The sequence below is a fragment of the Gordonia sp. G4 genome (genome assembly GCF_057770005.1).
The window spans coordinates 1581010-1607558 of sequence record NZ_CM173442.1; the positions used below are offsets into that span (position 1 = coordinate 1581010).

Annotated in this window: 24 protein-coding genes and 1 pseudogene; 15 read left to right on the forward strand and 10 right to left on the reverse strand. The window is 67.3% G+C overall.

Annotated elements, in window-relative coordinates; translation table 11 throughout:
• The first annotated feature begins 360 nt into the window (after positions 1 to 360).
• On the forward strand, positions 361 to 4035 hold the full coding sequence (gene murJ, locus AC3B5T_RS06970; protein WP_488358465.1) for a murein biosynthesis integral membrane protein MurJ: 3675 nt from the start codon (positions 361 to 363) through the stop codon (positions 4033 to 4035).
• A 30-nt stretch (positions 4036 to 4065) separates the two neighbouring features.
• Here murJ and AC3B5T_RS06975 read toward each other — a convergent pair whose 3' ends face one another.
• The gene (locus tag AC3B5T_RS06975; RefSeq protein WP_488358466.1) at positions 4066 to 5058 is read right to left on the reverse strand and encodes a sterol desaturase family protein; all 993 of its coding nucleotides are present in this window, start codon (positions 5056 to 5058) and stop codon (positions 4066 to 4068) included.
• Positions 5059 to 5159: 101 nt separating this feature from the next.
• Between AC3B5T_RS06975 and AC3B5T_RS06980 the strand changes: the two genes are divergently transcribed.
• The 9 genes from AC3B5T_RS06980 to AC3B5T_RS07020 all read left to right on the forward strand — a co-directional run bounded on the left by AC3B5T_RS06980 (position 5160) and on the right by AC3B5T_RS07020 (position 12704).
• Positions 5160 to 5900, forward strand: a complete 741-nt coding sequence (locus AC3B5T_RS06980; RefSeq protein WP_488358467.1) for a TetR/AcrR family transcriptional regulator — start codon at positions 5160 to 5162, stop codon at positions 5898 to 5900.
• Between the two features lie 266 nt (positions 5901 to 6166).
• Positions 6167 to 7024, forward strand: coding sequence for an SH3-like domain-containing protein (locus AC3B5T_RS06985; protein WP_488358468.1), 858 nt, complete (start codon positions 6167 to 6169; stop codon positions 7022 to 7024).
• Positions 7021 to 7743, forward strand: coding sequence for a thiocyanate hydrolase subunit gamma (gene scnC / locus AC3B5T_RS06990; RefSeq protein ID WP_010843072.1), 723 nt, complete (start codon positions 7021 to 7023; stop codon positions 7741 to 7743). Before AC3B5T_RS06985 ends, scnC begins: the two co-directional genes overlap by 4 nt.
• A 4-nt stretch (positions 7744 to 7747) precedes the next feature.
• Complete coding sequence (locus tag AC3B5T_RS06995) at positions 7748 to 8116, forward strand: hypothetical protein (protein WP_010843071.1); 369 nt, start codon at positions 7748 to 7750, stop codon at positions 8114 to 8116.
• Between the two features lie 96 nt (positions 8117 to 8212).
• Positions 8213 to 8779, forward strand: coding sequence for an RNA polymerase sigma factor SigM (gene sigM, locus AC3B5T_RS07000; protein ID WP_010843070.1), 567 nt, complete (start codon positions 8213 to 8215; stop codon positions 8777 to 8779).
• 146 nt (positions 8780 to 8925) lie between these two features.
• Positions 8926 to 9699, forward strand: a complete 774-nt coding sequence (locus AC3B5T_RS07005; protein WP_010843069.1) for a hypothetical protein — start codon at positions 8926 to 8928, stop codon at positions 9697 to 9699.
• Positions 9700 to 9840: 141 nt separating this feature from the next.
• The gene (gene trxB / locus AC3B5T_RS07010; protein WP_055476367.1) at positions 9841 to 10857 is read left to right on the forward strand and encodes a thioredoxin-disulfide reductase; all 1017 of its coding nucleotides are present in this window, start codon (positions 9841 to 9843) and stop codon (positions 10855 to 10857) included.
• Positions 10858 to 10916: 59 nt separating this feature from the next.
• A complete protein-coding gene (gene trxA, locus AC3B5T_RS07015; RefSeq protein ID WP_010843067.1) occupies positions 10917 to 11255 on the forward strand; it encodes a thioredoxin in 339 nt (112 codons plus the stop codon).
• Positions 11256 to 11525: 270 nt separating this feature from the next.
• Positions 11526 to 12704 carry an N-acetylmuramoyl-L-alanine amidase gene (locus AC3B5T_RS07020; RefSeq protein ID WP_055476366.1) on the forward strand — a complete coding sequence of 393 codons (1179 nt, stop codon included), beginning with the start codon at positions 11526 to 11528 and terminating at the stop codon, positions 12702 to 12704.
• Here AC3B5T_RS07020 and AC3B5T_RS07025 read toward each other — a convergent pair.
• From AC3B5T_RS07025 to rsmG, 4 genes are all read right to left on the reverse strand, one after another.
• On the reverse strand, positions 12649 to 13512 hold the full coding sequence (locus tag AC3B5T_RS07025; protein WP_010843065.1) for a hypothetical protein: 864 nt from the start codon (positions 13510 to 13512) through the stop codon (positions 12649 to 12651). The two genes, AC3B5T_RS07020 and AC3B5T_RS07025, sit on opposite strands and share 56 nt — an antisense overlap.
• A 148-nt stretch (positions 13513 to 13660) precedes the next feature.
• On the reverse strand, positions 13661 to 14713 hold the full coding sequence (locus AC3B5T_RS07030; protein WP_010843064.1) for a ParB/RepB/Spo0J family partition protein: 1053 nt from the start codon (positions 14711 to 14713) through the stop codon (positions 13661 to 13663).
• 64 nt (positions 14714 to 14777) lie between these two features.
• Positions 14778 to 15731, reverse strand: a complete 954-nt coding sequence (locus AC3B5T_RS07035; RefSeq protein WP_035717512.1) for a ParA family protein — start codon at positions 15729 to 15731, stop codon at positions 14778 to 14780.
• 169 nt (positions 15732 to 15900) lie between these two features.
• Positions 15901 to 16608, reverse strand: a complete 708-nt coding sequence (rsmG, locus tag AC3B5T_RS07040) for a 16S rRNA (guanine(527)-N(7))-methyltransferase RsmG (RefSeq protein WP_055476365.1) — start codon at positions 16606 to 16608, stop codon at positions 15901 to 15903.
• Between the two features lie 368 nt (positions 16609 to 16976).
• On the opposite strand from rsmG, the pseudogene AC3B5T_RS07045 reads away from it, so the two are divergent.
• Positions 16977 to 17092 (forward strand): annotated as a pseudogene (locus AC3B5T_RS07045) (carbon-nitrogen hydrolase family protein); the annotation flags it as partial.
• Between the two features lie 617 nt (positions 17093 to 17709).
• Here the strand turns inward: AC3B5T_RS07045 and AC3B5T_RS07050 are convergent.
• Genes AC3B5T_RS07050 through rpmH form a run of 5 tightly spaced genes read right to left on the reverse strand, consistent with a single transcriptional unit; the run spans position 17710 to position 20758 of the window.
• Positions 17710 to 18429 (reverse strand): Jag family protein, encoded by a 720-nt coding sequence (locus AC3B5T_RS07050; protein ID WP_055476364.1) that lies wholly within the window; start codon positions 18427 to 18429, stop codon positions 17710 to 17712.
• A 45-nt stretch (positions 18430 to 18474) separates the two neighbouring features.
• Positions 18475 to 19683: a membrane protein insertase YidC gene (gene yidC / locus AC3B5T_RS07055; RefSeq protein WP_055476363.1), complete on the reverse strand. Its 1209-nt coding sequence runs from the start codon at positions 19681 to 19683 to the stop codon at positions 18475 to 18477.
• A 27-nt stretch (positions 19684 to 19710) separates the two neighbouring features.
• Complete coding sequence (gene yidD / locus AC3B5T_RS07060) at positions 19711 to 20139, reverse strand: membrane protein insertion efficiency factor YidD (protein ID WP_055476362.1); 429 nt, start codon at positions 20137 to 20139, stop codon at positions 19711 to 19713.
• The gene (rnpA, locus tag AC3B5T_RS07065; RefSeq protein WP_010843058.1) at positions 20136 to 20567 is read right to left on the reverse strand and encodes a ribonuclease P protein component; all 432 of its coding nucleotides are present in this window, start codon (positions 20565 to 20567) and stop codon (positions 20136 to 20138) included. The genes yidD and rnpA overlap by 4 nt, the downstream gene beginning before the upstream one ends.
• Positions 20568 to 20614: 47 nt before the next feature.
• On the reverse strand, positions 20615 to 20758 hold the full coding sequence (gene rpmH / locus AC3B5T_RS07070; protein ID WP_004020968.1) for a 50S ribosomal protein L34: 144 nt from the start codon (positions 20756 to 20758) through the stop codon (positions 20615 to 20617).
• A gap of 504 nt (positions 20759 to 21262) precedes the next feature.
• On the opposite strand from rpmH, the gene dnaA reads away from it, so the two are divergent.
• The 4 genes from dnaA (at position 21263) to AC3B5T_RS07090 (ending at position 26514) form a co-directional block, all read left to right on the forward strand.
• Positions 21263 to 22768 carry a chromosomal replication initiator protein DnaA gene (gene dnaA / locus AC3B5T_RS07075; RefSeq protein WP_055476361.1) on the forward strand — a complete coding sequence of 502 codons (1506 nt, stop codon included), beginning with the start codon at positions 21263 to 21265 and terminating at the stop codon, positions 22766 to 22768.
• A gap of 732 nt (positions 22769 to 23500) precedes the next feature.
• Positions 23501 to 24670: a DNA polymerase III subunit beta gene (dnaN, locus tag AC3B5T_RS07080; protein WP_010843056.1), complete on the forward strand. Its 1170-nt coding sequence runs from the start codon at positions 23501 to 23503 to the stop codon at positions 24668 to 24670.
• Positions 24671 to 24713: 43 nt separating this feature from the next.
• A complete protein-coding gene (gene recF / locus AC3B5T_RS07085) occupies positions 24714 to 25937 on the forward strand; it encodes a DNA replication/repair protein RecF (protein WP_055476360.1) in 1224 nt (407 codons plus the stop codon).
• Entirely contained in the window at positions 25930 to 26514 is a 585-nt protein-coding gene (locus tag AC3B5T_RS07090; RefSeq protein WP_010843054.1) for a DUF721 family protein, read from the forward strand. The genes recF and AC3B5T_RS07090 overlap by 8 nt, the downstream gene beginning before the upstream one ends.
• Positions 26515 to 26549: the final 35 nt, after the last annotated feature.

Sequence of the window (26549 nt, forward strand, 5' to 3'; positions counted from 1 at the left end):
GATGAGCCGCGCGCGCCGCGGTCGGGGAAACCCGGCCCGGCGCCGCACCAACGTCCCGAGCGCGCCGCACCCCGACGGATCCCGCCGGACCGGACACCGGGTGACCGGGTTCCCCCGACGAGGATCCCGCCGGGGTCCCCGAACCCGCGATCGACCCCGCCGCGAGCTCCCGACCCGAGGACCGACACGCCGAGAGCCGCCGACCCGCGGTCGGCGAATGCACGACCCGGTCGGCCTGCTCCCTCGGCCGGCCGTCCGCCGACGCCCCGCCCGCCCGCGCCGGCAGCGCCCCCACCGGCGCCGCCCCCACCCACGCCGGCCCGACCCATCGCGTCACCCGCTCAGGGCCACACGCGGGTCATGAACGCGCCCGCGCCCGACCGGCCGTCGGGCGGCCCGGTGACCAACGTCGCGGCGTCGGACGGGAAGGCGCCGGACGAGAAGGCGTCGTCGACCGGGCTGGCGCGCGACTCCGACTCGAGCATCCTGCGCACCAGCGGGTCGATCGCCATCGCCACCCTGTTCAGTCGGATCACCGGCTTCCTGCGCACGGTGCTCATCCTCGCGATGCTCGGACCCGCGATCGCGTCGGCGTTCCAGGCCGCCGACGTGCTGCCGAACATGATCGCCGAGGTCGTCCTCGGTGCCGTCCTGACCGCGATCGTCATCCCGCTGCTCGCCCGGGCCGAAGCCGAGGACCCCGACGGCGGGGAGGGGTTCATCAACCGGATCTTCACCATCACCGTCGTCGTCCTCGGGACCGCGACGGTGGTGGCGGTGATCGCTGCGCCGTTGCTGACCTACCTCAATCTGGGAGACGGGCAGGTCAATCGCGAGCTCTCCACCGCGCTGGCCTACCTGCTGCTGCCGGAGATCCTGTTCTACGGACTGTCCGCGCTGTTCATCGCGATCCTCAACCTGCGCGGGCACTTCAAGCCGGGTGCGTGGGCGCCCGTCCTGAACAACGTCGTGCAGATCAGCACGCTCGTGCTCTACGCGGTGGTGCCCGGCGAGATCACACTCAATCCCGTTCGGATGTCGGATCCGCAGCTCCTGGTGCTGGGCATCGGCTGCACGACCGGTGTTGTCCTGCAGGCGCTCATCCTGGTGCCGTTCCTGCGCAAGTCAGGGGTGCGTCTCCGCCTCCAATGGGGCATCGATGCCCGGCTTCGCCAGTTCGGGAACATGGCGGTCGCCATCGTCGCGTACGTCGCGCTTCTCCAGGTCGGCCTGATCGTGACCTACCGGATCGCGTCGTCGGCCGACGCGTCGGGCGTCAGCATCTACTTCACCCATTGGCAGTTGCTGCAGCTCCCGTACGGCGTGCTGGGCGTCACCATCCTGACCGCGATCATGCCGAGGCTGTCCCGCAACGCCACCGCGGACGACACCAAGGCCGTCGTCGACGACCTGTCGCTGGCCACCAGGCTCACGATGGTCGCGCTGGTCCCGGTCGTCTCCTTCATGACGTTCTTCGGACCGACCATCGCCATCGCGGTGTTCAACTTCGGCAAGTTCGACGCGGCGTCCGCGTCGCAGCTGGGCTCGGTGCTGTCCTGGGGCGCGTTCACGCTCATCCCGTACTCGATGACACTCGTCCAGCTCCGCGTGTTCTATGCGCGTGAGGACGCGTGGACCCCGACGTTCATCGCGTTGGGCATCACGGTGGTGAAAGTCGCGTCGTCCTACCTCGGGCCGGTGCTCTTCGACGATCCGGAACTCGTCGTGCGATGGCTCGCGCTGTCCAACGGCCTGGGTTATCTCGTCGGTGCCGTCGTCGGTCATTTCCTGCTCCGCAGCCGGCTCCACGGGGCACGGCTCTCCGATGTGGCACGCACGTCCGTCGTCACCCTCGCCGTCTCGATCGGAGTGTCCGCGACGGTCTGGGCCGTCGCGAAACTGACCGGCCTCGACCAGATGATCGGCTGGCTGGGCAAGGTGGGATCCGTTCTCTACCTCGGGCTGACCGCGGCAGTGGTGCTCGCGGTGACCTACGCGGGCCTCGCTGCCGCCCGCGTGCCCGACGTCGTCGCGATCGGCCTCGCGGTACGACGACTCCTCGGCCGGTTCATCCCGTCCCTCGCACCGCCGCCGCAGCCCGAACGTGAACAGTCACCGGCGATCACAGTTCAGTTTCCGCGGGTCACCGGCGACGAATCGCTCCCGTACTCTGGTCAGGTACAGGTGCTGCGCCGCTTCGACAGAGGTACCGCGACGTGGCAGTCGTACTCCGTACACTCCGGTGGCGCCATCGGCGCGACGCGGGATGTGCGTCCCATCCCGGAGCGCGCGCCGGTACCGCGCGACATCAGATACCGCAGGAGAGGAGTCCGTCGCGTGAGTGACAGTGAGATCGACACCACTGCTGCCACCGGGCCGCCCGCCGAGCCCGGAGCAGGCGACGCACCCACTCCGCCGACCCCGACTCCCGCCGTTGCCGATACCGGCACGACCGGTACCACCGACGACTCGTCGAGCCCACGCCGCCGCGGACCCCGCCTCGTCCCCGGCGCGGCGGTCGCCGGCGGTCGATACCGATTGCTGGAGCAACACGGCGGCACCCGCGGACTCCAGTTCTGGCGGGCGCAGGACATCAATCTCGACCGCGAGGTCGCGCTCACCTTCGTCGACGCCGAGCAACTGGCTCCGCCACCCGAACGCGGCCAGGGCGCGAGGATCTCCGACCAGGGACCCCAGGCAGTGCTGTCGCGCACCCTGCGTCTCGGCCAGATCAACTCCGACGGGGTGGCACGCGTCCTCGACGTCGTCCGCGGATCGTCGGGCGGGATCGTCGTCGCCGAGTGGGTGCCGGGGTCGTCGCTGGCCGATGTGGCGAGGTCCGAACCGTCGCCGATCGGGGCCGCTCGTGCGGTGCGTTCGCTCGCGGCGGCCGCCGAGATCGCCCACCGCTCCGGTGGTGCGCTGTCGATCGACCATCCCGATCGCATCCGCATCAGCCACGACGGCAATGCTGTTCTCGCCTTCCCGGGCACCCTCGCCGGTGACGACAAGGCGTCCGACGTACGCGGACTCGGAGCCGTGCTGTACGCGCTGCTGCTGAACCGCTGGGCCCTCGACCCGGCGAACGGTTCCCGGCTGATCACCACCGCCGACAGCACCGAACCCGTGGGCGGGATTCCGGTCGCGACCCCCGGCGAGGACGGACAACCCGTCGAGCCGCGCGTCGCCAAGCCCGACATCCCGTTCGAGATCTCGGCGGTCGCCGCGCGCGCACTCGACGGATCCCGCGGCATCCGCACCGCTGCCACCGTGCAGCACGTCCTCGATCAGGCCACCGTGGTCGACCTGAACACCGACATGCTGCCGGCGATCACCGACGCCGACGCCCCGCCGCCGGTGGCGGTGACACCGCGTCTGGGTGGCGGCGGCGAGAAGCCGCCGCGCCGCAACCTGGCATTGCTGATCGGCGCCGGACTCCTGGCGCTGTTCATCGTCATCGCGCTGATCGTGGGTGCCACCAACGTCTTCGGGGGCAGCAGCGGGCCGAGCGACATCGACTCGATCCTGACCACCAGCGAACCCGCGCCCACGCCCGGCGCCAACCCGCCACCGACCCCCGCGACACCGGCCGCACCGCAGCCCATCGCGCTGCAATCGGTGTCGGTGGTCGACTTCTCCGCGCAGACACCGGACAACTCGGCGAACGTGCGCAATGTGATCACCGGCGCCGCGCCGCCGTGGCAGACCGACAACTACCGCGGCCGACCGGATTTCGGCGGGCTCAAGCCGGGGCTGGGACTCATGTTCGACCTCGGCACGGAGCGCGCGGTCCGGTCGGTCACCATCGAGAGTCCGACGCCCGGCATCGGTGTCGAGATCCGTACCGCGCCGTCGGCCCGCCCGGCTTTCGCCCGGACCACGACGGTGGCGTCGGGCCAGGTGGATCAGGCGTCGACCACGATTCCGATCGCGCAGGCGCCGACCACCCGATACGTGATGGTCTGGCTCACGAGTCTGCCGAGTTCGGGAAGCGGCTACCAGGCGGAGATCTCTCGCATCACGATGGCGGGCTGACGCGCCGATCGTGGTGCCGCGCGGCCGAACTCAGGCGGCCGGTTCCGCCGTCGTCGAGCTGGTGACGGCCGTCGGGGTCGACGCCGTGGCAGGTGCGTCCGGTCCGACATCGCGGGGCGTCCACCCCGGTGGTCCGAAGACGTAGCCGAGGCGGGCACGCCACGACGCCGCGGCGCGGACATCCCGCGCGATCGCCGCGTACTCATGCGTCTGCAGTCGGACGATGTTGTAGGTGTCGACGGGTTTGGTCAATCCGTAGCGGGGGCGCCGGACTTCCGGGGCGAACGTGCCGAACATGCGGTCCCACACGATGAAGACGCCGCCGTAGTTGCGGTCGAGGTACTCGGGGTCGCAGCCGTGGTGCACGCGATGGCGCGACGGTGTGTTGAACACGAATTCGAAGGGCGCCCACATGGTTCCGATCCGCTCGGTGTGAATCCAGAACTGGTAGATCAGGTTCAGCGAATAGGCGGCGAACACCAGCGCCGGCGGGACCCCGAGCAGCGGGAGCGGAATCCACATCAGGACCGCAGCACTGATGTTCCATTTCTGCCGGAGGGCCGTCGCGAAGTTGAAGTACTCGCTGGAGTGATGGGCCTGGTGGGTCGCCCACACCAGGCGGACCCGGTGGGAGACGCGATGGCTCCAGTAGAAGAGGAGGTCGACGCCCACGAACGCGATCACCCACGTGTACCACTCGTCCGCCGGGAGTTGCCACGGGGCGACATAGGCGAACAGTGCGGTGTACAGCAGTAGACCGAGGAACTTCCAGAAGGCGCTGGTCGCGATCGACACCAGTCCCATCGACACACTCGACCGAGCGTCCCGGGAGTCGTAGGCGCCCGGCGGCGCCTGCCCGGGTCGTCCGGCGATGTCCGACTCGGCGGCACCGTCCGCGGTCAGCGCGTGCTCGTCGTGCTCCAGTTTGGCCGCGGCGAACCATTCGATGGCGAGCAGAGTGACGAAGAACGGGATCGCGAGCACCGTCGGCTCACGCATCGGCTCCGGCAAGAACTCCAGCACGGTGTACCCCTCACGACATCATCTGACACGACTCCATGTCAGTTCGTTCTGACAAGGTATCGTGTCAGAAGCAGCGCTGTAAAGAGTCGGAGGGAGATCGCGTGGCGTCCGTGCCGGAGCCGTCCCCGTCGACGTCGACGCCGCCATTGCCATCGCCGTCGGAGAATTCGCCCGGGCGTCGGTATGGCGGGGCCGACCCGACGCAGCGCCGGGAACGTCGTCGCGCCGCTCTGATCGCGGCCGGACTCGACACCTTCGGCACCGACGGGTACGCCAAGGTCTCGGTCAAGGGCATCTGCGACCACGCCGGTCTGACGCAGCGATATTTCTATGAGTCGTTCACCGACCGCGCCGATCTGCTCGTCGCCGTGTACGACGACTGTGTGGCCTTCGTCCGGGCGGCAACCGTACGGTCCGCCGCCGAGATCGCCGACGCCGACCCCGAACTCCTGGGTTCTTCGGAAGGCGTTGCTGCCGAACGTGTTCCGGAGGTAGCTCGTGCCGCCCTGGGCGCCTTCATGTCCTGCCTCGCCGACGATCCCCGACGCGCACGGGTGATGCTCGTCGAAGTGGTGGGTGTGTCCCCGGAGATCGAACGTGTCCGTATGCGCGCCATCCACGACTGGGCGGCACTCATCCTGGCGCTGGCCCGTGGCGCGCGACCGCAGTCCGACCGCGAGCGCCTGGCGTCGGTGGGCCTCGTCGGAGCGGTCACCCAGCTGCTCGTCGACTGGTACGTCGCGGGCGCGGGGGAGTCCGACACGCCGCGCTTCGCGCTCGACGAGATCCTCGACGTGTGCGTGGAGCTCTTCGTCGCGGCCTACGGCCGGCTCCTCACCTGACCCTTCGAGGCTCGCTTCGCTCACACCTCAGGGGGCACGGGGCGCTCGCTTCGCTCACACCTCAGGGGCCACGGGGCGCTCGCTTCGCTCACACCTCAGGGGGCACGGGGGCCAGTGGGTCTGTTGTTCTTTCGGATCAGGGAGCGCGGGGGCTCGCCGGGTGCCGCCGGGGTCGGACGAAAACGCCTCGGGATCCCGCTGACGGCGTGTAAATTCTCCCGCAACTGCGCTCCACAATATCGGACATGGCGTCCGGGAGGTGTCCGGTGAGCACTGCCGAAGAACGTGCGAGGCAACTCGATCTCGTTGCGCGACTGAAGTCCTCGTATCCCGAGCTGCCGGATGCGCCGACGCCCGACCTCCTCGATCACAACCGATTCGTCGCCTACATGAAGCCTGTGCACGACGTCGGCGGTGAGCCCGACGCCCCGATCACCTACGAGGGCAAGGCCTACGAGGAATGGGAGCACATGACCTACGTCATGTGTGAGGTGCTCGCCTGGCGCGGGATCTGGTTGTCCGAGGAGCGGCGTCGAATCGGCAACGTCGACGTCGGTCGCGCCGTCTACCTCGGAATCCCTTACTACGGACGCTGGTTGCTGGCCGTCGCGAGGATTCTCGTCGAGAAACACCACATCGCGCTCGGTGAGCTCAGTGAGCGCATGCTCGACGTCGGACAGCGATACGCCGGGGGGCTCGAGGGCCGGCGCCTCGAAGCCCGGCCCCGCAGCGTGGGCGACGGATCCGACGTTCCCCGGAACACCCATCACCGCCACGCGATCGGGGTCGGCGACCCGCAGATCTATGCCGGACGGGCAGGTGACGCCGCGTTCGCGATCGGCGACCGGGTCCGAGTGCGCGAGCTTCCCGTCCTGCTGTACACGCGCACACCGGAATACGTCCGGGGGGCCATCGGCGAGGTCGCCGCCGTCGCCTACGAGAGCCCCGCGCCCGAGGACGAGACCTGGGGTCTCTCCGATGCCCAACCGGAGTGGTTCTACGTGATCCGGTTCGTCATGGGCGACCTCTGGCACGGCTACACCGGGCCCGCCGACGACACCCTGCAGACCGAGATCCCCGAACGCTGGCTCGAATCGGCCGATGGAGAGGACGAAGACCGATGAGCGACGACCACGGCTCTCATGACCACGACCACGACCACGACCGTACGGTCAAGCCGATGGTCGACGAGATCACCGACTTCGAGGTGCTCGAGATCGCGCTGCGTGAGCTCTGCATCGAGAAGGGGCTCTTCACCGCCGAGGAACATCGACGCTTCACCGAGTTCGCCGAGCAGATCGGACCGACGCCCGCCGCGCAACTCGTCGCCCGGGCCTGGCTCGATCCCGAGTTCGAGAAGCTGGCACTCGACGACCCGATGGCGGCCAGCAAGGAGGTCGGAGTCGACTGGCTGGAACCGACCGGATTCGGAACACCCAGTGACTTCACGGCTTTCGAGATCCTGGCCGACACCCCCACCGTGCACCACGTGATCGTGTGCGCGTTGTGCTCGTGCTACCCGCGTCCCATCCTGGGGAACTCACCCGAGTGGTACCGAACCCCGAACTACCGTCGCCGAATGGTGCGATGGCCCCGACAAGTACTGTCGGAGTTCGGACTTCAACTCCCGGATGGAGTCTCGGTGCGCGTGCAGGACTCCAATCAGAAGCATCGGTTCATGGTGATGCCGCAGCGCCCCGAGGGTACCGAAGGATGGACCGAGCAGCAGTTGTCGGAGATCATCACCCGCGACTGCCTCATCGGCGTCGCCCTGCCGAAACCGGGCGTCACCACCAACGTCGTCTCCACCATCCGGCCGGCCGTCCACCCGGCGGGGGAGTAGCCACATGACCGACGACGGACACGCCGCTTCCCATCGCCCGCTCGACGAGATCGTCGAGCGCAATCAGGTGTGGCACCGCATGGCGGCGAAATACGGTGTGGAGAACCCGGTTCCGCCGTGGAAGACGAGCCTCGACGGACTCTGCGATGCACTCGACCGGGTCGCCGACTCCGCGACGGCGTGCGCGGACACCCCCGGTGCGGTCGAACGACGCGACGACGAGGACCGGTTGTCGTCGACGATCTACGCCGACCTGCCCTACCCGGAGAACCAGCTCGTCGCGCTGGCACACACCCTGCTCGACCGGGGAGTCATCGACGAGGGCGAGTTGCGGTCACAGATGGACGCGGTACGCGCACGCCTGCAGGCCTGACCGGCCGGCCTGAGGAAGAATCCGCATTTCACGGGCATCTGTGCACAGGCGTCGCTCCATCGGATGACCCGGTGTCGGCTCCACTACTCTCAGCCCATGCCCGGGGGGAACGACGCGACCGACACGCGTACCGACGAGCAACTCCTGCATGCCCACCTCGCCGGTGACCCACACGCCTTCTCCGATCTGATCAACCGACACCTCGAGTACCTGTGGTCCGTGGCGTTGCGGACGAGCCAGAATCCCGAGGATGCCGCCGACGCCCTACAGGACGCCCTGTTCGCCGCCCACCGGACCGCGCACGACTTCCGGTCCGATGCAAAGGTGACGAGCTGGCTTCATCGAATCGTCGTGAATGCCGGGCTCGATCGCATCCGGCGCAACCGGGTTCGCAGGACCGTGCCGCTCCCGGAGTGGGATGTGGCGTCGATCGCGGCCACCACCGACGACATCGCCGCGGTCGACCTGTCGGTGTCGATCGGGCGTGCCCTGCACGTCCTCCCGGAAGGCCAGCGAGCGGCCATCGTCGCCGTCGACATCGAGGGCTACACGGTCGCGGAGGCGGCGACGATCCTGGGGGTCGCCGAGGGCACGATCAAGAGTCGATGCGCGCGTGGCCGTCTCAAGCTCGCGCAGGTCCTCGGCCATCTGCGTGACGGTTGACCGGTCCCACCGGACGGCGTCGACGCGATCCGGCCGATCGCGATCACGGGGGAACCGAATCGGGGCGGCACGCGTCCAAGTATCCGACGCCGACCCGACGGGAACACCACGAACGCCCGCGACCCCAGGAATGGAAGACTGACACCATGACCCCTCGGGGACCCGATGACCACGAGACGAGTGATCTGCCCGATCCGCCGTACTCGGCGGACATCCTCGCCGACCTCCACGCCGGTGCGCTGCCCGACCACGTGGCGGCCCACATTCGTTCCCAGATCGCGGATGACCCTGCTGCGCAATCGATCCTGGCCGCCCTGGACCGCACCGCCCTCGACCTGCGCGCCGCCGGACCGGCGCCGGCTCCCGTTCCCGACAACGTGCGTGACGACGTCGCGGCCGCTCTCGCCGCGCTGGGACGAGAGGCACCCGCACCGGTCGACCTGGCCGCCGCACGCCGCGGGAGCCGGAGCGTCGATCCGTCCGCACGCACCCACCGCCGAACGGCCACCCGCATGCTCGTGGCCGCCGCCGCGGTCGTCGTCGTGGCGGCCGGGTGCCTCGGAGTCCTGCGGCTGGTCTCGGATTCCGACGCGACTCCCGACCGGACACCTCGAGCACAGTCGTCGTCGGCCCCGGCCGGGAGCGGGCCCGCCGACGTCGCGGTCGCACTCGCGGTTCTCGGCCGGACCGATGGCGCACCATTCGGGTCCGTCGAGGCGCTCCGCCGCTGTACCGCCGCCCATCGTGTCCCGGCCGATGTCGTGATCGTGGGTTCCGGCCGCATCCTCGTCGACGGTTCCGGGGCCGCGGCGATCCTCCTCTCGACCGGCATCGCGGGACGGTTCGACGCACTGATCGTCGGCCTCGACTGTGACCTCGGAAACCCGGCGCTGATCTCGCGCGGCATCGTCGGCGGGTGACCGATGCGTCCACACGCTGGGGGCGGACCGGCCGGGGTACGTAGCGCGTCCCTGGGAACATCTCCGCTTACCCTGGTGTTGAAGCAGCCGTGACCCGCCTCGACTGGGCGGGTCTCGCTCAACCCACAGCACGGAGGACAAGTGAGCCAGCCAGAGACCCAGCAGATCCACGAGTTGATCATCATCGGATCTGGTCCTGCCGGGTACACCGCAGCGATCTACGCCGCGCGCGCCGAGCTATCTCCCATCGTCTTCGAGGGCACCCAGTTCGGCGGCGCCCTGATGACGACCACCGAGGTGGAGAATTTCCCCGGGTTCCAGACCGGTATCCAGGGTCCCGCATTGATGGACGAGATGCGCGAACAGGCGATCCGTTTCGGCGCCGACCTGCGCATGGAGGACGTGGACACCGTTCGGCTGTCCGGCCGGATCAAGGAGGTCGAGGTCGGCGGCGAGGTCTACCGGGCCCGCGCGATCATCCTCGCCATGGGTGCCGCGGCACGCTACCTCGGCGTCGAGGGGGAGCAGCAGCTCCTCGGGCGCGGAGTGTCGGCGTGTGCGACCTGTGACGGATTCTTCTTCAAGGACCAGGACATCGCCGTCATCGGCGGTGGCGACTCGGCGATGGAAGAGGCCACCTTCCTCACCAAGTTCGCGCGAAGCGTCACCCTGGTCCACCGCCGCGACGAGTTCCGGGCATCGAAGATCATGCTCGAGCGCGCACGCGCCAACGACAAGATCCGCTTCGTCACCAACGCCGCCGTCCACTCCGTCGTCGGCGACGGGTCGGTGTCCGGCCTGAAGGTCGAGGACACGCGGACCGGTGAGGTCAGCACTCTCGACGTGACCGGCATGTTCGTCGCGATCGGCCACGATCCGCGCAGCGAGCTGGTCCGCGGGCAGGTCGATCTGGATCCCGAGGGCTACGTCCTGGTTCAGGGACGTACGACGCTCACCTCCCTGCCCGGCGTGTTCGCCGCGGGCGACCTCGTCGACCACACGTACCGCCAGGCCATCACCGCCGCGGGCAGTGGATGTTCGGCCGCCATCGACGCCGAGCGCTGGCTGGCCGAGCAGGGTGAAGCGGCCGACCTCACCGTCGACGATGCCGAAGCGGCCGCCGTTTCCGAGATCGACGCAGTTCAGGCACACGCCTGAGCCGTCACACCACATTCCACCCGGGCATCACAGCCCGGTTCGACCAAGGAGGTCACATCATGGGTGCAAACACCGTTGCAGTCACCGACACCACGTTCAAGGACGCCGTTCTGGGCGCCGACAAGCCGGTCCTGGTGGACTTCTGGGCCACCTGGTGCGGACCCTGCCGCATGGTCGCTCCGGTCCTCGAGGAGATCGCGCGTGACCACGCCGACAAACTGACCGTCGCCAAGCTCGATGTCGACGAGAGCCCGTCGACCGCGCGTGATTTCCAGATCATGTCGATACCGACCATGATCCTGTTCGACAAGGGTCAGCCGGTGAAGACGATCGTCGGCGCCAAGGGCAAGGCCGCCCTGCTCCGAGAGCTGGATTCGATCGTCGGCCAGTCGGCCTGACGACCTGCCGTTATCTCCATATCGTCGCGACAGTCCGACGGGTGAACGACGCTGCCGTTCCACCCGCGGACTGTTCGCGTTGGTAGTGTCGGCCGTGGTCTCGACGGGAGACCCCTGTGCTCTGAGCCGGGACGATCCGACCACGGGCAGTTTGGTGTAGTGAAGTCCAGCTGCGAGAATGCAGGCTGACGTTTGACCGGTGTACCGCTTCGCGTACATCGCACATCGCGCAGAACCGCACCTGCCGCGATTCGTACGAGGGGTGACGAGATGCCAGTGTTCCGACTTGGTGATCACGGCTCGGCGGTAGCCGAGATCCGCGCCATCTTGGTCGGACGCGGACTGTTGCCCGCCGACGGAACCTCGAGCGCCACAAACGGCAGTACGACGAACGGGTGGAATCCGCCCGACGCCGTCTTCGACGAAGCCTGTGACCGGGCTGTCCGTGCATTTCAGCAGGAACGCGGCCTGATCGTCGACGGCATCGTCGGGCCGGCGACCTATCGGGTTCTGCGTGAGGCGTCCTACCGTCTCGGAGCCCGTGTGCTGTCGTATCAGCTGTCGGCGCCCATGGTCGGCGACGACGTCGCCACCCTGCAGAGCCGGCTGCAGAATCTCGGCTACTTCACCTCTCTCGTCGACGGCATCTTCGGGCTGACGACGCACAACGCCGTGTGCCTGTACCAGAGCGAGTACGGTCTCGCCTCCGACGGGATCTGCGGCCCGGCCACGCTGCGCTCGCTCGAGCGTCTCGGTACGCGAGTGACCGGTGGTTCTCCCTACGCCATCCGCGAGGAAGAGCATGTCCGACGATCCGGTCCCCAGTTGTCCGGCAAGCGGATTCTCATCGACCCCGGATCCGGCGGACTTCACGCGCTGTCGACCGATGAGGTCGCCGACCGCGAGTCCGAACTGCTCTGGGACCTGGGTGCTCGCCTCGAAGGCCGCATGGCCGCCACGGGGATGCAGACGTTCCTCTCCCACGACGGGCGTGGACGTCCCGGAGACGACGAGCGTGCTCGTGTCGCCAACCTGATGGACGCCGACCTGATGATCTCGCTGCGGTGTGGGCACTACCGGAATACGCGCGCCAACGGCGTCGCGTCGTTCTACTTCGGCAACAACAACTCTTATTCGACGATCGGCCGTAACCTCGCCGGCTTCATCCAGCGCGAGATCGCGGCGCGGACACCGTTGACGGACTGTCGAAGCCACGAGCGCACCTGGGACCTCCTGCGACTCACGAAGATGCCCGTCGCCCTCATCGACATCGGATACATCACCAACCCCGACGACGCTGCGGTGCTTGGGGATTCAAACTGGCGCAACGTGATCGCCGACGCCATCGTCGTCGCCGTGAAACGTCTGTACCTGCTCGACCAGGACGATCGTCCTACGGGCACCTACACTTTCGCAGATCTGCTGGCAGCGGAGAACGGCGCTCGCTGATCGGACGCGGCCCGGTTCCCACCGGGACCGCCGTCTGCTGCCGGCCGGCCAGATCGATCTGGGCCATGACCACCAGCTTCTGCAGCGCACTCTCGACCTCGAACTTCCAGCCGAGACCCTCGTCGAGCTCGAGCCGGAAACGCGGGAACCGCTGGTGCGACGACACGACGTCGAATCCGGAGTCCTTCAGGAACGACGCATCGTTCATACAGGACGTGCAGAGATCGGATTGCGGGTCGTCGAGGATCTCGCGCGTGACTTCGGCGATGGCCTCATCCGACCAGAACTCGACCTCATCCGCCAGTCCTGCCGCACCGCCGACTGATTCGAACAGGTCGGTGCCCGTGCCGTTCCGCACCAGTCCGAATGATTCGACCGCACGGACACCGCGTCGGATGAGATCGCCCAGTACCGCGTCCAGCAGGATCGTCGCCACCTCGTCGTAACCGGGCTCGGTACGGATGCTGGTGAGCAGCACTGCGTCGTGACTGACCGGCGAGGTGGGGAAGTGCTGTGATCGAGGAACTCGATTCGGGGGTGCGTAGAACGCTGTGCCGACGACACTGTTCGTACCGGACTCGATCGCGACCTGACCGCAGGCACCCCAGTCGAGGAGCAGACCCGAGATCCACGCTTCCTTGTCGAACTCGCTCTCGTATGGCTCGAAGTCGCTGAAGCCCGCCGCCGTCATTCCTGCGGCACGATTGGTCTCGGTCGCCGGCTCGACTTCCCAGAAGACACATTTGCGAGTGTGCTGGGGGAGTGAGGCGAAAGATTCCAGATCCAAGCGGGTGACGGACACACTCATGTCAGCGCACTCCGGGTGAACGCGCCCGAGACCACCAAAGTGTCTGAGCAACAACACCTTTCGATGGGAATGTGCCCGTCGGGTTCGTCTATCGTCACAGTGACATTACTTCCGCGTCTAGGTGGTACCGAAAATCTCGCGCCTGAGTTCACTTCTTCGGATCGATGAACTGGACGATGCGTTCCAGGTCGTCGACCGAGCCGAACTCCACCACGATCTTGCCTTTTCTCTTCCCTAGACTGACTGTAACCCTGGTGTCCAGACTGTCGGACAGTCTCTCCGCGAGATCCTGCAGTCCCGGCATCTGCATCGGACGGCGTTTCGGTGCAGTCGGTGACTTGGCGTCGGGCCCATCTCCACGGTTGGCTAGCGTCACGGCTTCTTCCGTCGCCCGTACCGACAGACCTTCGGCGACGATTCGCGCGGCGAGTGCCTCCTGCGCGTCGCTCCCGGTCTCGAGGGAGAGGAGTGCACGGGCGTGGCCGGCCGACAACACCCCCGCGGCAACACGTCGTTGGACCGGGATCGGCAGTTTGAGCAAACGGATCATGTTGCTGATGAGTGGCCGGGAGCGGCCAAGGCGAGTAGCCAGCTCCTCGTGCGTGACGCCGAACTCCTCGAGCAGCTGTTGATAGGCCGCCGCTTCTTCGAGGGGGTTGAGCTGTGCTCGATGAATGTTCTCGAGCAATGCGTCCCGCAGCATGTCGCCGTCAGGTGTCTCGCGGACGATCGCGGGAATCGCCTCGAGCCCGGCCTCCTGGCTTGCCCGCCAACGGCGCTCACCCATAACGATCTGATAGCCGATTCCGTCGGCGGTGGGCTTCTTGAGGCGTCGCACGACGATGGGCTGCATGAGCCCGAACTCCCGAATCGAGTGCACCAGCTCGGCCATGGCTTCGTCGTCGAAGACCGTTCTGGGCTGGCTCGGGTTCGGCTGAATCTCCTTCGGGGGGAGTTCGCGGTACACCGCGCCCGCCTCTTCAGGGCTGAGGGGTTGCGTTCCCGCAGCTGTCGGGGGGGTGGTCGACGAGTCCTTCGCGTCGCCGGTCGGCGCCGCCGGACCCCTGCCGATCACGACATCGGCCGCAGCGTTGCCGAGGCGAGGGGCGTCCGACTGGTCTTCGGCCGGTCCGGTCGGAATCAGTGCGGCCAGTCCACGACCGAGTCCGCCCCGACGCTGAGCGGTGTCCCGTTGGCTCATTGGTACTCCCTTTCGCGGTGGTGGTGCTCGGTCAGCGTTTCACGTGAACCGTCGACGAACCGGGTCACGCCGACGCTTCCCGGGACGCGCGCAATGCCAGCTCGCGCGCCGCATCGAGGTAACTCATCGCACCACGGGAGCCTGGGTCGTATTCGATGATCGTCATCCCGTATCCCGGTGCTTCCGAAACCTTGACGCTACGGGGGATGATCGTGCTCAGGACCTTGTCGCCGAAGTGGCGACGCACTTCCTCGGCGACCTGATCGGCCAGCTTCGTCCTGCCGTCGTACATCGTCAGCACGATCGTGGAGACGTGGAGTTCGCGGTTGAGATGTGCCTGCACGAGCTCGATGTTGCGCAGCAACTGTCCCACCCCTTCAAGTGCGTAGTACTCGCACTGGATCGGGATGAGGACCTCACGAGCGGCCACCATCGCGTTCACGGTCAGCAACCCGAGCGATGGGGGACAGTCGATGAATACGTAGTCGATCTGAAACTCAGCGAGAATGTCATCGGCGAGCGCATTACGTAGACGGTTCTCGCGGGCGACGAGCGAGACCAGCTCGATCTCGGCTCCGGCCAGATCCAACGTCGCCGGTACACAGAACAGACCTTGCTGACTCGGCGACTCCTGAATCGCTTCCTTCAGCGTCACCTCACCGAGCAGCAGTTCATACACCGAAGCGATGTCCTGCGCGCGATGATCGATGCCGAGTGCGGTACTGGCGTTGCCCTGCGGGTCGAGGTCGATGACGAGAACCCGGAGTCCGCGAAGTGCGAGACCCGCTGCCAGGTTCACCGTGGTGGTGGTCTTTCCGACCCCGCCCTTCTGGTTGGCAACGGTCATGATTCGGGTATGGGGAGGTTTCGGGAGCTGCCCGGCGCCCCCCGGAGTCAGGACCTGGCTCGCGCGTTCCGCAGCCATGGCGATAGGGGTGTCGGCGAACGGCTGTCCGTCCGTACCGGGGCGGCCCCCTGCCGAGGTTTCACGTGAAACATTCGGGTCTTGATCGACCACGCGTGGACTCCTTTGACCGACCTCGTAAGGACTCGCGCCAGTACCGCCGGCGGCTGGAGCCGCCGATCCCACTGCCGCGGAAGCGTCGATTGCAGCACCTTCAGAGGTGCCGACAGAACGCCTCCTATTCTGCGCCCTCCGCGGACTCCACACCAATCCGATCGCCTCCTCAGCGTCGTCCGGAGCGGCCGCTCCGCGACCGTTCGTTCTTCGTCCCCACGATCACGGTCGTCGGCGTCTCGAGGAACCGATCACCGCACGTGCGCACCGTCAGGTCAGTGATTCCAGAGCGGCCCACGATCGCGCGGTCACGCTCGATCTCCTCGGCCGCTGACGAACCTTTGATCGCGATCATCTGCCCGCCCGGGCGAACCAGGGGACCGGACCACTTCGACAGTCGCTCCAGGGGAGCGACCGCCCGAGACGTGACCACGTCTGCCAGGCCGACTGCGGCGCGAACGGATTTCTCTTCAGCGCGCCCCCGGACCACGGCCACATTGTCGAGCGAGAGCGCCGCGATTGTGCGCTCCAGGAACGTGCTGCGTCGGAGTAGCGGTTCGATCAGCGTGACCGACAGATCCGGGCGCGCGATGGCGAGGGGGATTCCAGGCAGTCCCGCACCGCTGCCTATGTCGATCACCCGCGCGCCGTCCGAGATGTGCTCGCCGAGCACTCCACAGTTGAGGATGTGCCGGTCCCACAAACGGGGTACCTCCCGCGGACCCATCAGGCCGTGATCGATTCCATCGGTCGCGAGGATTCGCCAGTAGTCGACCGCCAGGCTCAACCGCTCGCCAAAGATGTCAGCGGCCGCAGTCGGCGGAACCGCCAACGCGTCCAGATCGTGCTCGTGCTCGGGTTGTGCGTCAGACGGCACTTCGCCTCCGTTCGGGTGGGACTCGGTACCTAGTGTTTCACGTGAAACCTATGCGCCCGTCGGGTCGGTACACATCGGACGTCCGGGCGCTGTTTCACGTGAAACAACATCGTTGTTATTCGGTGGAGCCAGCCGGGCAGGCGATCCATCGCACGGCGTAATGGACGCCACCTCGCCAGAAGCGGTCTCAGTCTCAGTCCCGGTCCGAACAGCTCTGTCGCTCACATCCACGCCGCCCTGATCTAGTGACGCATGTATCAGCGGCGCGAACCGAGACGGTCACCCTCAGCGCCCTCGCCGCGCGGCGCTAAGCGTGGGGCTCGGGTTCTCGAGAGCGGACGCAGCTCTCCGACGGTCGAGGGATCGGCGATGCGGCCCGGATCATCGCGACGCTGTCCGCGTGGCCCACCAGCGTCACCGACCGTACCGCTCGCCTCCGCGCCGACCGCAGTCACGCGCGTTCGACCTCTACGAGCGCGCCCGCGAGCCGACGAGAAGCCCTTGCTCCGCGACCGCTCCCAGGACCTGGGCCGGCCCCGCCGAGGACACCTATCCACAGCGCAGGTTCCGGCTCGTGCATTCGGCCGCCGCCCTGAGGTGGTTCGGCGGCATAGGTTCGTGCGAACGAACGCTGGCCAGGTGGGGACGGGGCAGCGGCGACTACAGCGGTCGGAACACATCCTCACCTGACCCGGCGCGCCGAAGTCTCGGCTCCCGCGACACCCACGGCCCACGAACCCGTGCCGGGGAATTCGATGGTCCCTGCCGCCGTCCGCAGAAGCCCAGGCGTGGCTACCTCACCGCATCGTGTCAGGACAACGCCCGCAACAGCCCGCCGGCAGCGCGCTCGGGCAGCGCGCTCGGGCGGCGGGCAGCGCTCGCCCAGCAGAACCTCGACAGTCCGCGGTCCCTTGCGACGCCGGATCACAACGACGAACGAGAGCTCGGCGTCCTTCCGAAGCACCCCTGTTTCACGTGAAACAACAACGATGTAACACTCCAGGACAGCCTGCCAACCCCCGCGAGTCCGGTCCCGGAAACACATCAGGCCCCGACCATCGGTCGGGGCCTGATCGCCTCCGCGGGGGAGGGGAGTGCGGACTAGGAGGGAAGGACCACCACGCGACGCTTGGGCTCCGCGCCCTCGCTCTCGCTGACGACGCCGTCGACGACGGCAACCGCGTCGTGCACGATCTTCCGCTCGAACGGAGTCATCGGATCCAGCGCCTCGCGCTCACCGGACGCCAGCACCCGCTCGGCGACCTCGCGACCGAGGCGTGCGAGCCGATCGCGGCGATCCGAGCGCCAGCGCGCGATGTCGAGCATCAGGCGGCTGCGCTCGCCGGTCGCCTGCTGCACCGCGAGGCGGGTCAGCTCCTGGAGCGCGTCGAGGACCTCGCCCTTGCGGCCGACGAGCTTGGTCAGATCGTCGCCACCGTCGATGCTGACGACCGCCCGGTCGCCATCGACGTCGAGGTCGATGTCGCCGTCGAAGTCGAGGACGTCAAGTAGCTGCTCGAGGTAGTCACCGGCGATCTCGCCTTCTTCGACGAGACGGTCCTCGTCGTCCTCGTCCTCGTCATCGTCTTCATCGGAGTCGTCATCCGAGTCTTCGTCATCGATGTCCGCGGCGTCGTCGGTCTCACCCGACGTGGCCTCGACGGTGTCGTCCGCGCCGTTGTCCGCTTCGGTGGCGTCGTTCTCCACCACAGCCCCGTCACCGGCGACGGTCTGTGCGGCGTCGTCGGACTGATCCTCCGTCTGGGCCACGGCCGATGCCTCGGCATCTGTACCGGCTTGAGTTGCAGTCTCTGCTGTCATCTCATTCACCTAACTTCTGTGCTTCATCGAACAAGTCTGGGGCGGTCAACGCTTGCCACCGCGTTTGTTGCCGCGCTTGGCGGTCGAACGGCTTCCGCGGTTGTGGTTCTGCTTCTTACCCGGTGCGGCGCCGGGGCCGGGGCGCGCGGGTTTCTGGCCCGGCTTGGGTTTGGCACCCACGCCGGTGTCCGCTGCTGCCGCGGTTGCGTCGTCGGGCGCAGACACCTCTGGCTCGACTCCATCGGTGCCGGACTTGTCCGCGGACCCGTCCTTCGAGAGGGACACACCCGTCGGCTCGGCGCCGTTGCCGCTCGTGGCCGTGGGGCGCTTCTTGCGGTCGGGTCGCACGCCCGGCTTCGGCGCATTCGCCTTGAGCTTCTCCTGCTTGAGAAGCTTGGCCTCTTCTTCTTCCTTGGCGATGTGCCCGAAGACGATGTGCTGCTGACCGTAGGTCCAGATGTTGTTGCTCATCCAGTACAGGAGGATGGCGACCGGGAAGAACGGACCGGTGACGAGGATGCCGATCGGGAAGATGTACAGCGCAAGGTTGTTCATCATCCGGGTCTGCGGGTTCTCGAGCGCGGCCTCCGGCTGGCGGGCCACCGAGGCCCGCGAGTTGAGGTGCGTCGCGATCGAGGCGACGATCATCATCGGCACGACGACGAACGCGATCTGCGGACGCGTGAAGTCGATGGGGGACCCGGGCTCGACGAACGCCTGGAACTCGGTCGCCGGCTCGACGAGGTAGGACGACAGCGGAACACCGAAGAGACGGGCGTCGAGGAAGTTCTGCACCTGCTCGGCGCTGAAGACGTAGTTGCCCTGCGAACGAGTCTCCGCGGCGCTCATACCGAGCTGGCCCATGCCGGTGCCCATACGGTTGAACGACCGCAGCACGTGGAACAGACCGATGAAGACGGGGATCTGCAGCAGCATCGGAAGGCAGCCGAGCAGCGGGTTGAACCCGTGCTCCTTCTGGAGCTTCTGCATCTCCTCGGTCATCTTGACCCGATCCTTGGCGTACTTCTTGCGGATCGCCTGGAGCTGCGGGTTGATCTCCTGCATCTTCTTCGTGGTGCGGATCTGCTTCACGAAGGGCTTGTAGAGAATCGCGCGCAGGGTGAACACGAGGAACACCACCGACAGTGCCCAGGCGATCCCGTCGCCACCGGGGGAGTCGGGCGTGACATGGCTGAAGAGCCAATGCCAGACCCACATGATCCCGGAGACCGGGTAATAGATGAAGTCGAGCACGGGTCAGTTACCCCTCACTTGTTGTACTCACAGGGCACGCGTCTCGCCGGACGCGTGCTGATGGTTTCGAGGTCGGTGTGTGCCGGTGACCGCACTCCACAGGTCGCGGCACAGGTCTCCGAAGCCGCGCTCGGGGACCGGGTCGTAGCCGGGTTTGTGCCACGGCCCGCACTTGGCGAGCCGGATGATCGACAGCACCGAGCCGTAGAGGAGGCCGTGCCGGTCGAGTGCTTCGACCGCGTATCCCGAGCAGGTGGGCTCGAAGCGGCAGGACGGCAGGCGCATCGGGGACACCCAGGTGCGATACAGCTCGATGAGGAAGATGACGGTGCGGCGGGGGAGCAGACGCAATCCGCGCACCAGGCGAGCACCGCGTCCGATCGACGGGTCGGGGTGGATCGCCGCCGACTCGACGTGGGGCTGAGGCGACGACGTGGTGCCGGAGGTGCCGCTCATCGCTGCGACCTCGCCCCGTCGGCCGGAGCCGAGACGGCGTCGGCCAGACCGGCTACCCGCCTGCTCGTGAACGCGTCACGTAGCTGGTCGGCGAGCTCGTCGCTGGATCGATCTGCCGCGCTGCGACGAGCGCGGACGACCACGTAGGTCTCGTCGGGAAGCAGATGTGACGCGCCCGCGAACGCCGCGCGCAGACGACGAGCGACGAGATGACGCGTCACCGCGTTGCCGACGGACTTGCTGACGACCAGGCCGAGCCAGGGGCCGCCGGACATCGCCACGTCGCGACGCAGACCTCGAGGGTCCGGCCAGTGACGACCGACCATCGCGAGATGGACGACGAAGTCACGACTGTTCACCCGCGCACCGGACTTGAGGGTGCGAGAGAAGTCGGATCCCCGTGAGATCCGATGAAGGGGCGCAGTCATCGAACAGCTGACCGGATCCGCAACCGGGATCCGGTGAGAGCCGACGATCAGGCGGTGAGCTTCGCGCGGCCCTTGGAACGGCGGCCGCTGACGATGGCACGCCCGGCGCGGGTCCGCATGCGCAGACGGAAACCGTGCACGCGTGCGCGACGACGGTTGTTCGGCTGGAAAGTACGCTTGCCCTTGGCCACGGTGACTCCTTGTGCTCCCTGTGGGCACACACCGGTTACCCGGGCATGACCCACATGTTGTCGTTGGTCTGTTGATCCAGGACGGTGCCGAACTGGTGTCGGTGATGACTCGGCGAACATGAAAGATCGCCGCGCAAATCCGCAACCTGGATGACCAGTCGAGACTACTGACACCGAGCGTTCAAATCAAACGACGGCGTCACCCCGCCGACACCGCTCCCGACCAGTGTGTTCTGAGCCACGAAAGCAAGATTCTCAGCAGATTCGAGTCAAACGTCCCGATCGCTTTGTGACCCTCTGCGACCTCTGTTACGTTCACTCACAGCGTCGGCCACCCGTCCCGTCGAGGAAGTTCCTCGGGACCTGGCTTCAGACCGAAGTCCCCAGCTCGTCGTCACCTTTGTACACAGGTGTGGATAACCCTGTGGAAAGAGACGGTCTCCCGGCGCCGATGTCACCAGTCTCGTCAACGCTGGTAGTTTTCCGGACCAGGAGGCCAGCCCCGTGACTTCAGACCGCGACTCATTCGGCGAGGTGTGGCAGCAGGTCGTCGCCGAACTCAACGACGACGAAGCCGCACGCGACCACGAACCACTGACACGCCAGCAGAAGGCATGGCTGTCGCTGGTTCGACCCCTCACCCTCACCGAGGGTTTCGCCCTGCTGACCGTGCCGACGGCGCTGGTCCAGGAGCAGATCGAACGCAATCTCCGCGAGACCATCCGCTCGGTTCTGAGTCGTCACCTCGACGAACCCGTCGACCTCGGCGTCCGTATCGCGACCCCGCGCAACGACGAGCCGGCACCCGAGGCGCCGGCTGCCGAAGGTCGGTCCCTCGGTGGACCGGCCGCCGCCGACCACTCCGCGGCCCCGGTGGGCGCCGGGTTGGCCTCGGCCCCGGTGGCGGAGTCCACGCGCCCGTCCGGCGACTGGGCGTCGTATTTCGCCGAGCGGCCCACGTCGACGCCACCGGCAACGGGTGCGAACCTCAACCCCAAGTACACCTTCGACACCTTCGTCATCGGCGCGTCGAACCGCTTCGCACATGCCTCGGCAGTGGCAGTGTCAGAGGCCCCGGCCCGGGCCTACAACCCGCTGTTCATCTGGGGTGAGTCCGGTCTCGGCAAGACGCACCTGTTGCACGCCGCCGGGCACTACGCGCAGCGTCTGTTCCCCGGTATGCGGGTCAAGTACGTCTCCACCGAGGAATTCACCAACGACTTCATCAACTCACTTCGTGACGACCGGCGGGTCGCGTTCAAGCGTCGCTATCGCGACGTCGACGTCCTACTCGTCGACGACATCCAGTTCCTCGTGGGCAAAGAAGGTATCCAGGAAGAGTTCTTCCACACCTTCAACACGCTGCACAACGCGAGCAAGCAGATCGTCATCTCGTCCGATCGTCCACCGAAACAGCTTGCGACACTGGAAGATCGGCTCCGCACTCGGTTCGAGTGGGGCTTGATCACCGACGTGCAGCCGCCCGATCTGGAGACCAGGATCGCCATCCTGCGCAAGAAGGCGCAGATGGACAACATCGCGGTGCCCGACGACGTCCTCGAGCTCATCGCGTCGAAGATCGAACGCAACATCCGCGAGCTCGAAGGTGCGCTGATCCGGGTCACGGCTTTCGCCTCGCTCAACGACGCCGCACTCGACAAGTCCCTCGCCGACGTCGTTCTCCAGGCGCTGCTGCCCAACTCGGGGACGCTCGAGGTCAGTGCGGCGAGCATCCTCGCGATCACCGCCGAGTACTTCGACATCTCCCTCGAAGAACTGCGCGGTCCCGGTAAGACACGGTCGATCGCTCAGGCGCGCCAGATCTCGATGTATCTGTGCCGGGAGCTCACCGATCTCTCGCTGCCGAAGATCGGTGAGACCTTCGATCGCGACCACACGACAGTGATGTACGCCGAACGCAAGATCCGCAAGGAGATGGCCGAGCGGCGACGGGTGTACGACCACGTCCAGGAACTCACCGCGCGCATCAAGCAGCGTGCCGTCGGCTGAGGCGTCCTTCTCTCTGTCTGTGGCCCGGCGTACCTGTGGCCCTGGCGCACATCTCTGGCCCCCGCACCCCCGAGCCGGCAACGGCCCGGGGGTGCGGTCGTCTCACGGGTTCCCTCGGTGTCTCGTCCCGCTCCCGTGGACCCGAATGGCAACCCTCGTCGGCAACCCCGACAGCAACCCCCGACAGCGCCCCGCGAATGCCAAGTCTGCTCCTCGGGTCGAGGGTCTCCGGCTCCGAAACAGCGGGTCTCGCGGTCGGATCCGGTCGACGTCTGCCCTGCTCACGAATGATCACCAGCTGTGGATGATCCTTGGGATAACCCGTGTCCGGATGTGCACCGACGGTGGACGCCGCGCGAACAACATCGAAACTCCACACCGGCGGCCGGATCCGCTCGACGTTGCTCCACCGGTCATACACACGCGTGCACCCGCCCGGACTGGCCCGATGTCATGGTTGTCCACAGATTCCACAGCTCCTATTACTGAGATGGATCCCTCTATAAAGAGAATCTTTTGTAAGAAGGTCTGTGCACAGACCGGTGCCGACCGGGCCGGTCGGACATCGCCCCGACGAGGGCCTGACTTGCCCCCAACCACCCCGGTCCGGGCAGCGGCGTTCTACAGTGGGACTCCCGGATGCGGGATCCCACTCCAGGCCGGCCGACCCACTGCGGCGCCGACCCGGCGATCCAGGCGGGAACGAGAACGAGAGAAGGGCAACCTCCCAGCATGAAGTTTCGTGTCGCGCGTGACGAGTTCGCTGATTCCGTCGCCTGGGTCGCCCGCAGTCTCCCGTCTCGTCCGCCCGTCCCGGTTCTCGGCTGTGTCGTGCTCAACGTCGGTGAGACCGGCCTGACCGTCTCGGGCTTCGACTACGAGGTCTCGGCGCAGGAGAACCTCGGCGCCGAGGTCGCCGACCCCGGACAGGTCCTGGTCTCCGGCCGGCTCCTCGCCGACATCACCAAAGCCCTCCCGAACAAGCCGGTCGACGTGACTCTCGACGGTTCTCGCGTCGCCATCACCTGTGGCAGCGCGAAGTTCTCGCTCCCGACGATGCCGGTCGAGGACTACCCGCAGCTGCCCGACGTCCCCGCCATCACCGGCACGATCCCGTCGCAACTGTTCGCCGAGGCGATCTCCCAGGTGGCCGTGGCGGCGGGCAAGGACGACACGCTGCCCATGCTGACCGGCGTGCGCGTCGAGATCGAGGGCAACTCCGTCGTCCTCGCCGCAACCGACCGCTTCCGCCTTGCAGTGCGCGAATTGCAGTGGGAGCCTTCTGATCCCGACACCAAGGGCGCCGTCCTGGTCCCGGCGAAGACGCTCTCGGAGAGCGCCAAGACCGCTGGTGCCGAGGGCACCGGAGTCGTCTCGCTGGCCTTTGGTGGCGGCGCGGCCATCGGTTCCGACGGCATCCTCGGCATCCTCGGTGAGACGAAGAAGACCACCACCCGTCTGCTCGACGCGGAGTTCCCGAAGTTCCGTCAGCTGCTGCCGGCCAGCCACACCGCCGTCGCCACCATCGACAGCGGCCCGCTGATCGAGGCGATCCGTCGTGTGGCCCTCGTCGCCGAGCGCGGCGCACAGGTCCGGATGGAGTTCTCCGAGGGATCCGTGCTCCTCACCGCTGGCGGTGACGAGGCGGGTAAGGCCGAGGAAGAGCTGCCCGTGTCGTTCCAGGGTGAGCCCCTCACGATCGCGTTCAATCCCGGGTACCTGCAGGACGGCTTGTCGGCGATCAACGCCGACGCGGTGGACTTCGGGTTCACCACCCCCAGCCGGCCCGCGGTGCTCCGCCCGGCCAGCGGCGAGGATCCGGTGGCGGACGAGTCCGGCGCCTTCGTCGCTCCCGAGAGCGCCTTCAGCTACCTGTTGATGCCCGTCCGCCTCCCCGGCTGACGGCCGCCGCCGGCCTCGCCGTCACCAGGATCGACGCCGACTAGTGTTCGTCCGTGAGCTGCATCTGAGGGATTTCCGATCGTGGCGGGCCGTGGACCTCGATCTGGCGCCCGGCCCGACCGTCTTCACCGGCCGTAACGGCTTCGGCAAGACGAACCTGCTCGAGGCGCTGTTCTACCTGTCGACCCTCCGGTCGCATCGGGTGAGTTCCGATGCGCCTCTCGTCCACGCGGGATCCGCGTCGGCGTCGGTGATCGCGACGGTCGAGAACGACGGTCGCGAGCTGACCGCCGATCTGCGGATCAACGCCGAGGGGGCCAACAAGGCGGCCATCAACGGGAGCCCGGCACGACGACCCCGCGACCTGCTCGGCATCCTCCGCACGGTGCTGTTCGCACCGGAGGACCTTTCCCTGGTGCGTGGGGATCCGAGCGACCGACGACGTTTCGTCGACGAGCTCGTCGCACAGCGTGGACCCCGCTTCGCCGCGGCCCGCGCCGACTACGACCGGGTCCTCCGCCAGCGTTCGGCTTTGCTCAAGACTGCCGCGGCGGCACTGAGACGTGGTGGGCAACAAGCAGATTCGGTCATCAGCACGCTCGACGTCTGGGACGGTCAGCTCGCGGATCTCGGCGGTCAGGTGATCGCCGCACGGTTGTCGGTGCTCGCCGAGCTCGAGCCCCACTTCACGGGTTCGTACGCCTCGATCGCGCCGCATTCGCGGCCGGCCGTGCTCTGCTATCGTCCCGCGGGTGGTGCGGAGATCGAGGAGCGCACCCCAGAGGCCATCGCCGATGTGCTGGCGGTGCGCCTGACGGAGTTGCGCGACAAGGAGATCGAGCGCGGCCTGTGCCTGGTCGGGCCGCACCGCGACGACATCGACATCGTGCTCGGCAACGATGTCGCGAAAGGCTTTGCCTCGCACGGGGAATCGTGGTCGCTGGCGTTGGCCCTGCGGCTGGGATCGGTCGAGCTGACCCGTGCCGAGGGCGTCGAGCCGGTCATCATGCTCGACGATGTGTTCGCCGAATTGGACGCCAAGCGGCGCGCGCAACTCGTCGAGTTCACCGCCGACGCCGAGCAGCTGCTCATCACCGCTGCCGTGGCCGAGGACATTCCCGGGCAGATCGGTGGCCGGCGGATCGGCGTCGACGTGGTCGACGACGGCGAGGGACGACGGTCACACATCGTCGACGACGATGATGATGGAGACGACGCAGACGCAGACGCCGATGTCATGGCCGCGGGGGAGGAGACCCATGAGTGACGATCTCCCGGCCGGATCCTCCGATCCCGTCGAGCCCGCGCCGCGCCCGACCCCGCCCGGTGAACTGGGCGGGTACGAGCGCGCTCGCAAGGCGCTGGAGGAGGCGCGCGCGCAGGCCCGAGCCGCGGGGAAGTCCGTCGGCCGGGGCCGGGCCTCGCCCGTCCGTCGTGTGCCGCGCGGATCCCAGGGGCGCCGGCGCTGGTCCGGTTCCGGACCGGATGCACGGGATCCGCAGCCGTTCGGCCGCCTCGTCGGTGGTCTGGCGAAAGAACGCGGCTGGCAGGAGAAGATCGGCGAGGGCACCCTGTTCGGGATGTGGGAGCAGATCGTCGGTTCCGACATCGCCGCGCACGCGCAGCCGATTGCACTGCGCGACAACGTACTTCATGTCCAGGCCGAGTCCACGGCGTGGGCGACACAACTCCGCTACGTCCAGTCGCAGATCCTCGCCAAGATCGCCGCGGCCATCGGCCACGGCCAGGTCACGTCGTTGCGGATCAGTGGACCGAAGGGTCCGTCGTGGCGCAAGGGTGAGCGGCATGTCCGCGGCCGGGGCCCGCGCGACACCTACGGCTGACGCATCGCTAGCAGAGTCGCTGACACATTACTAGT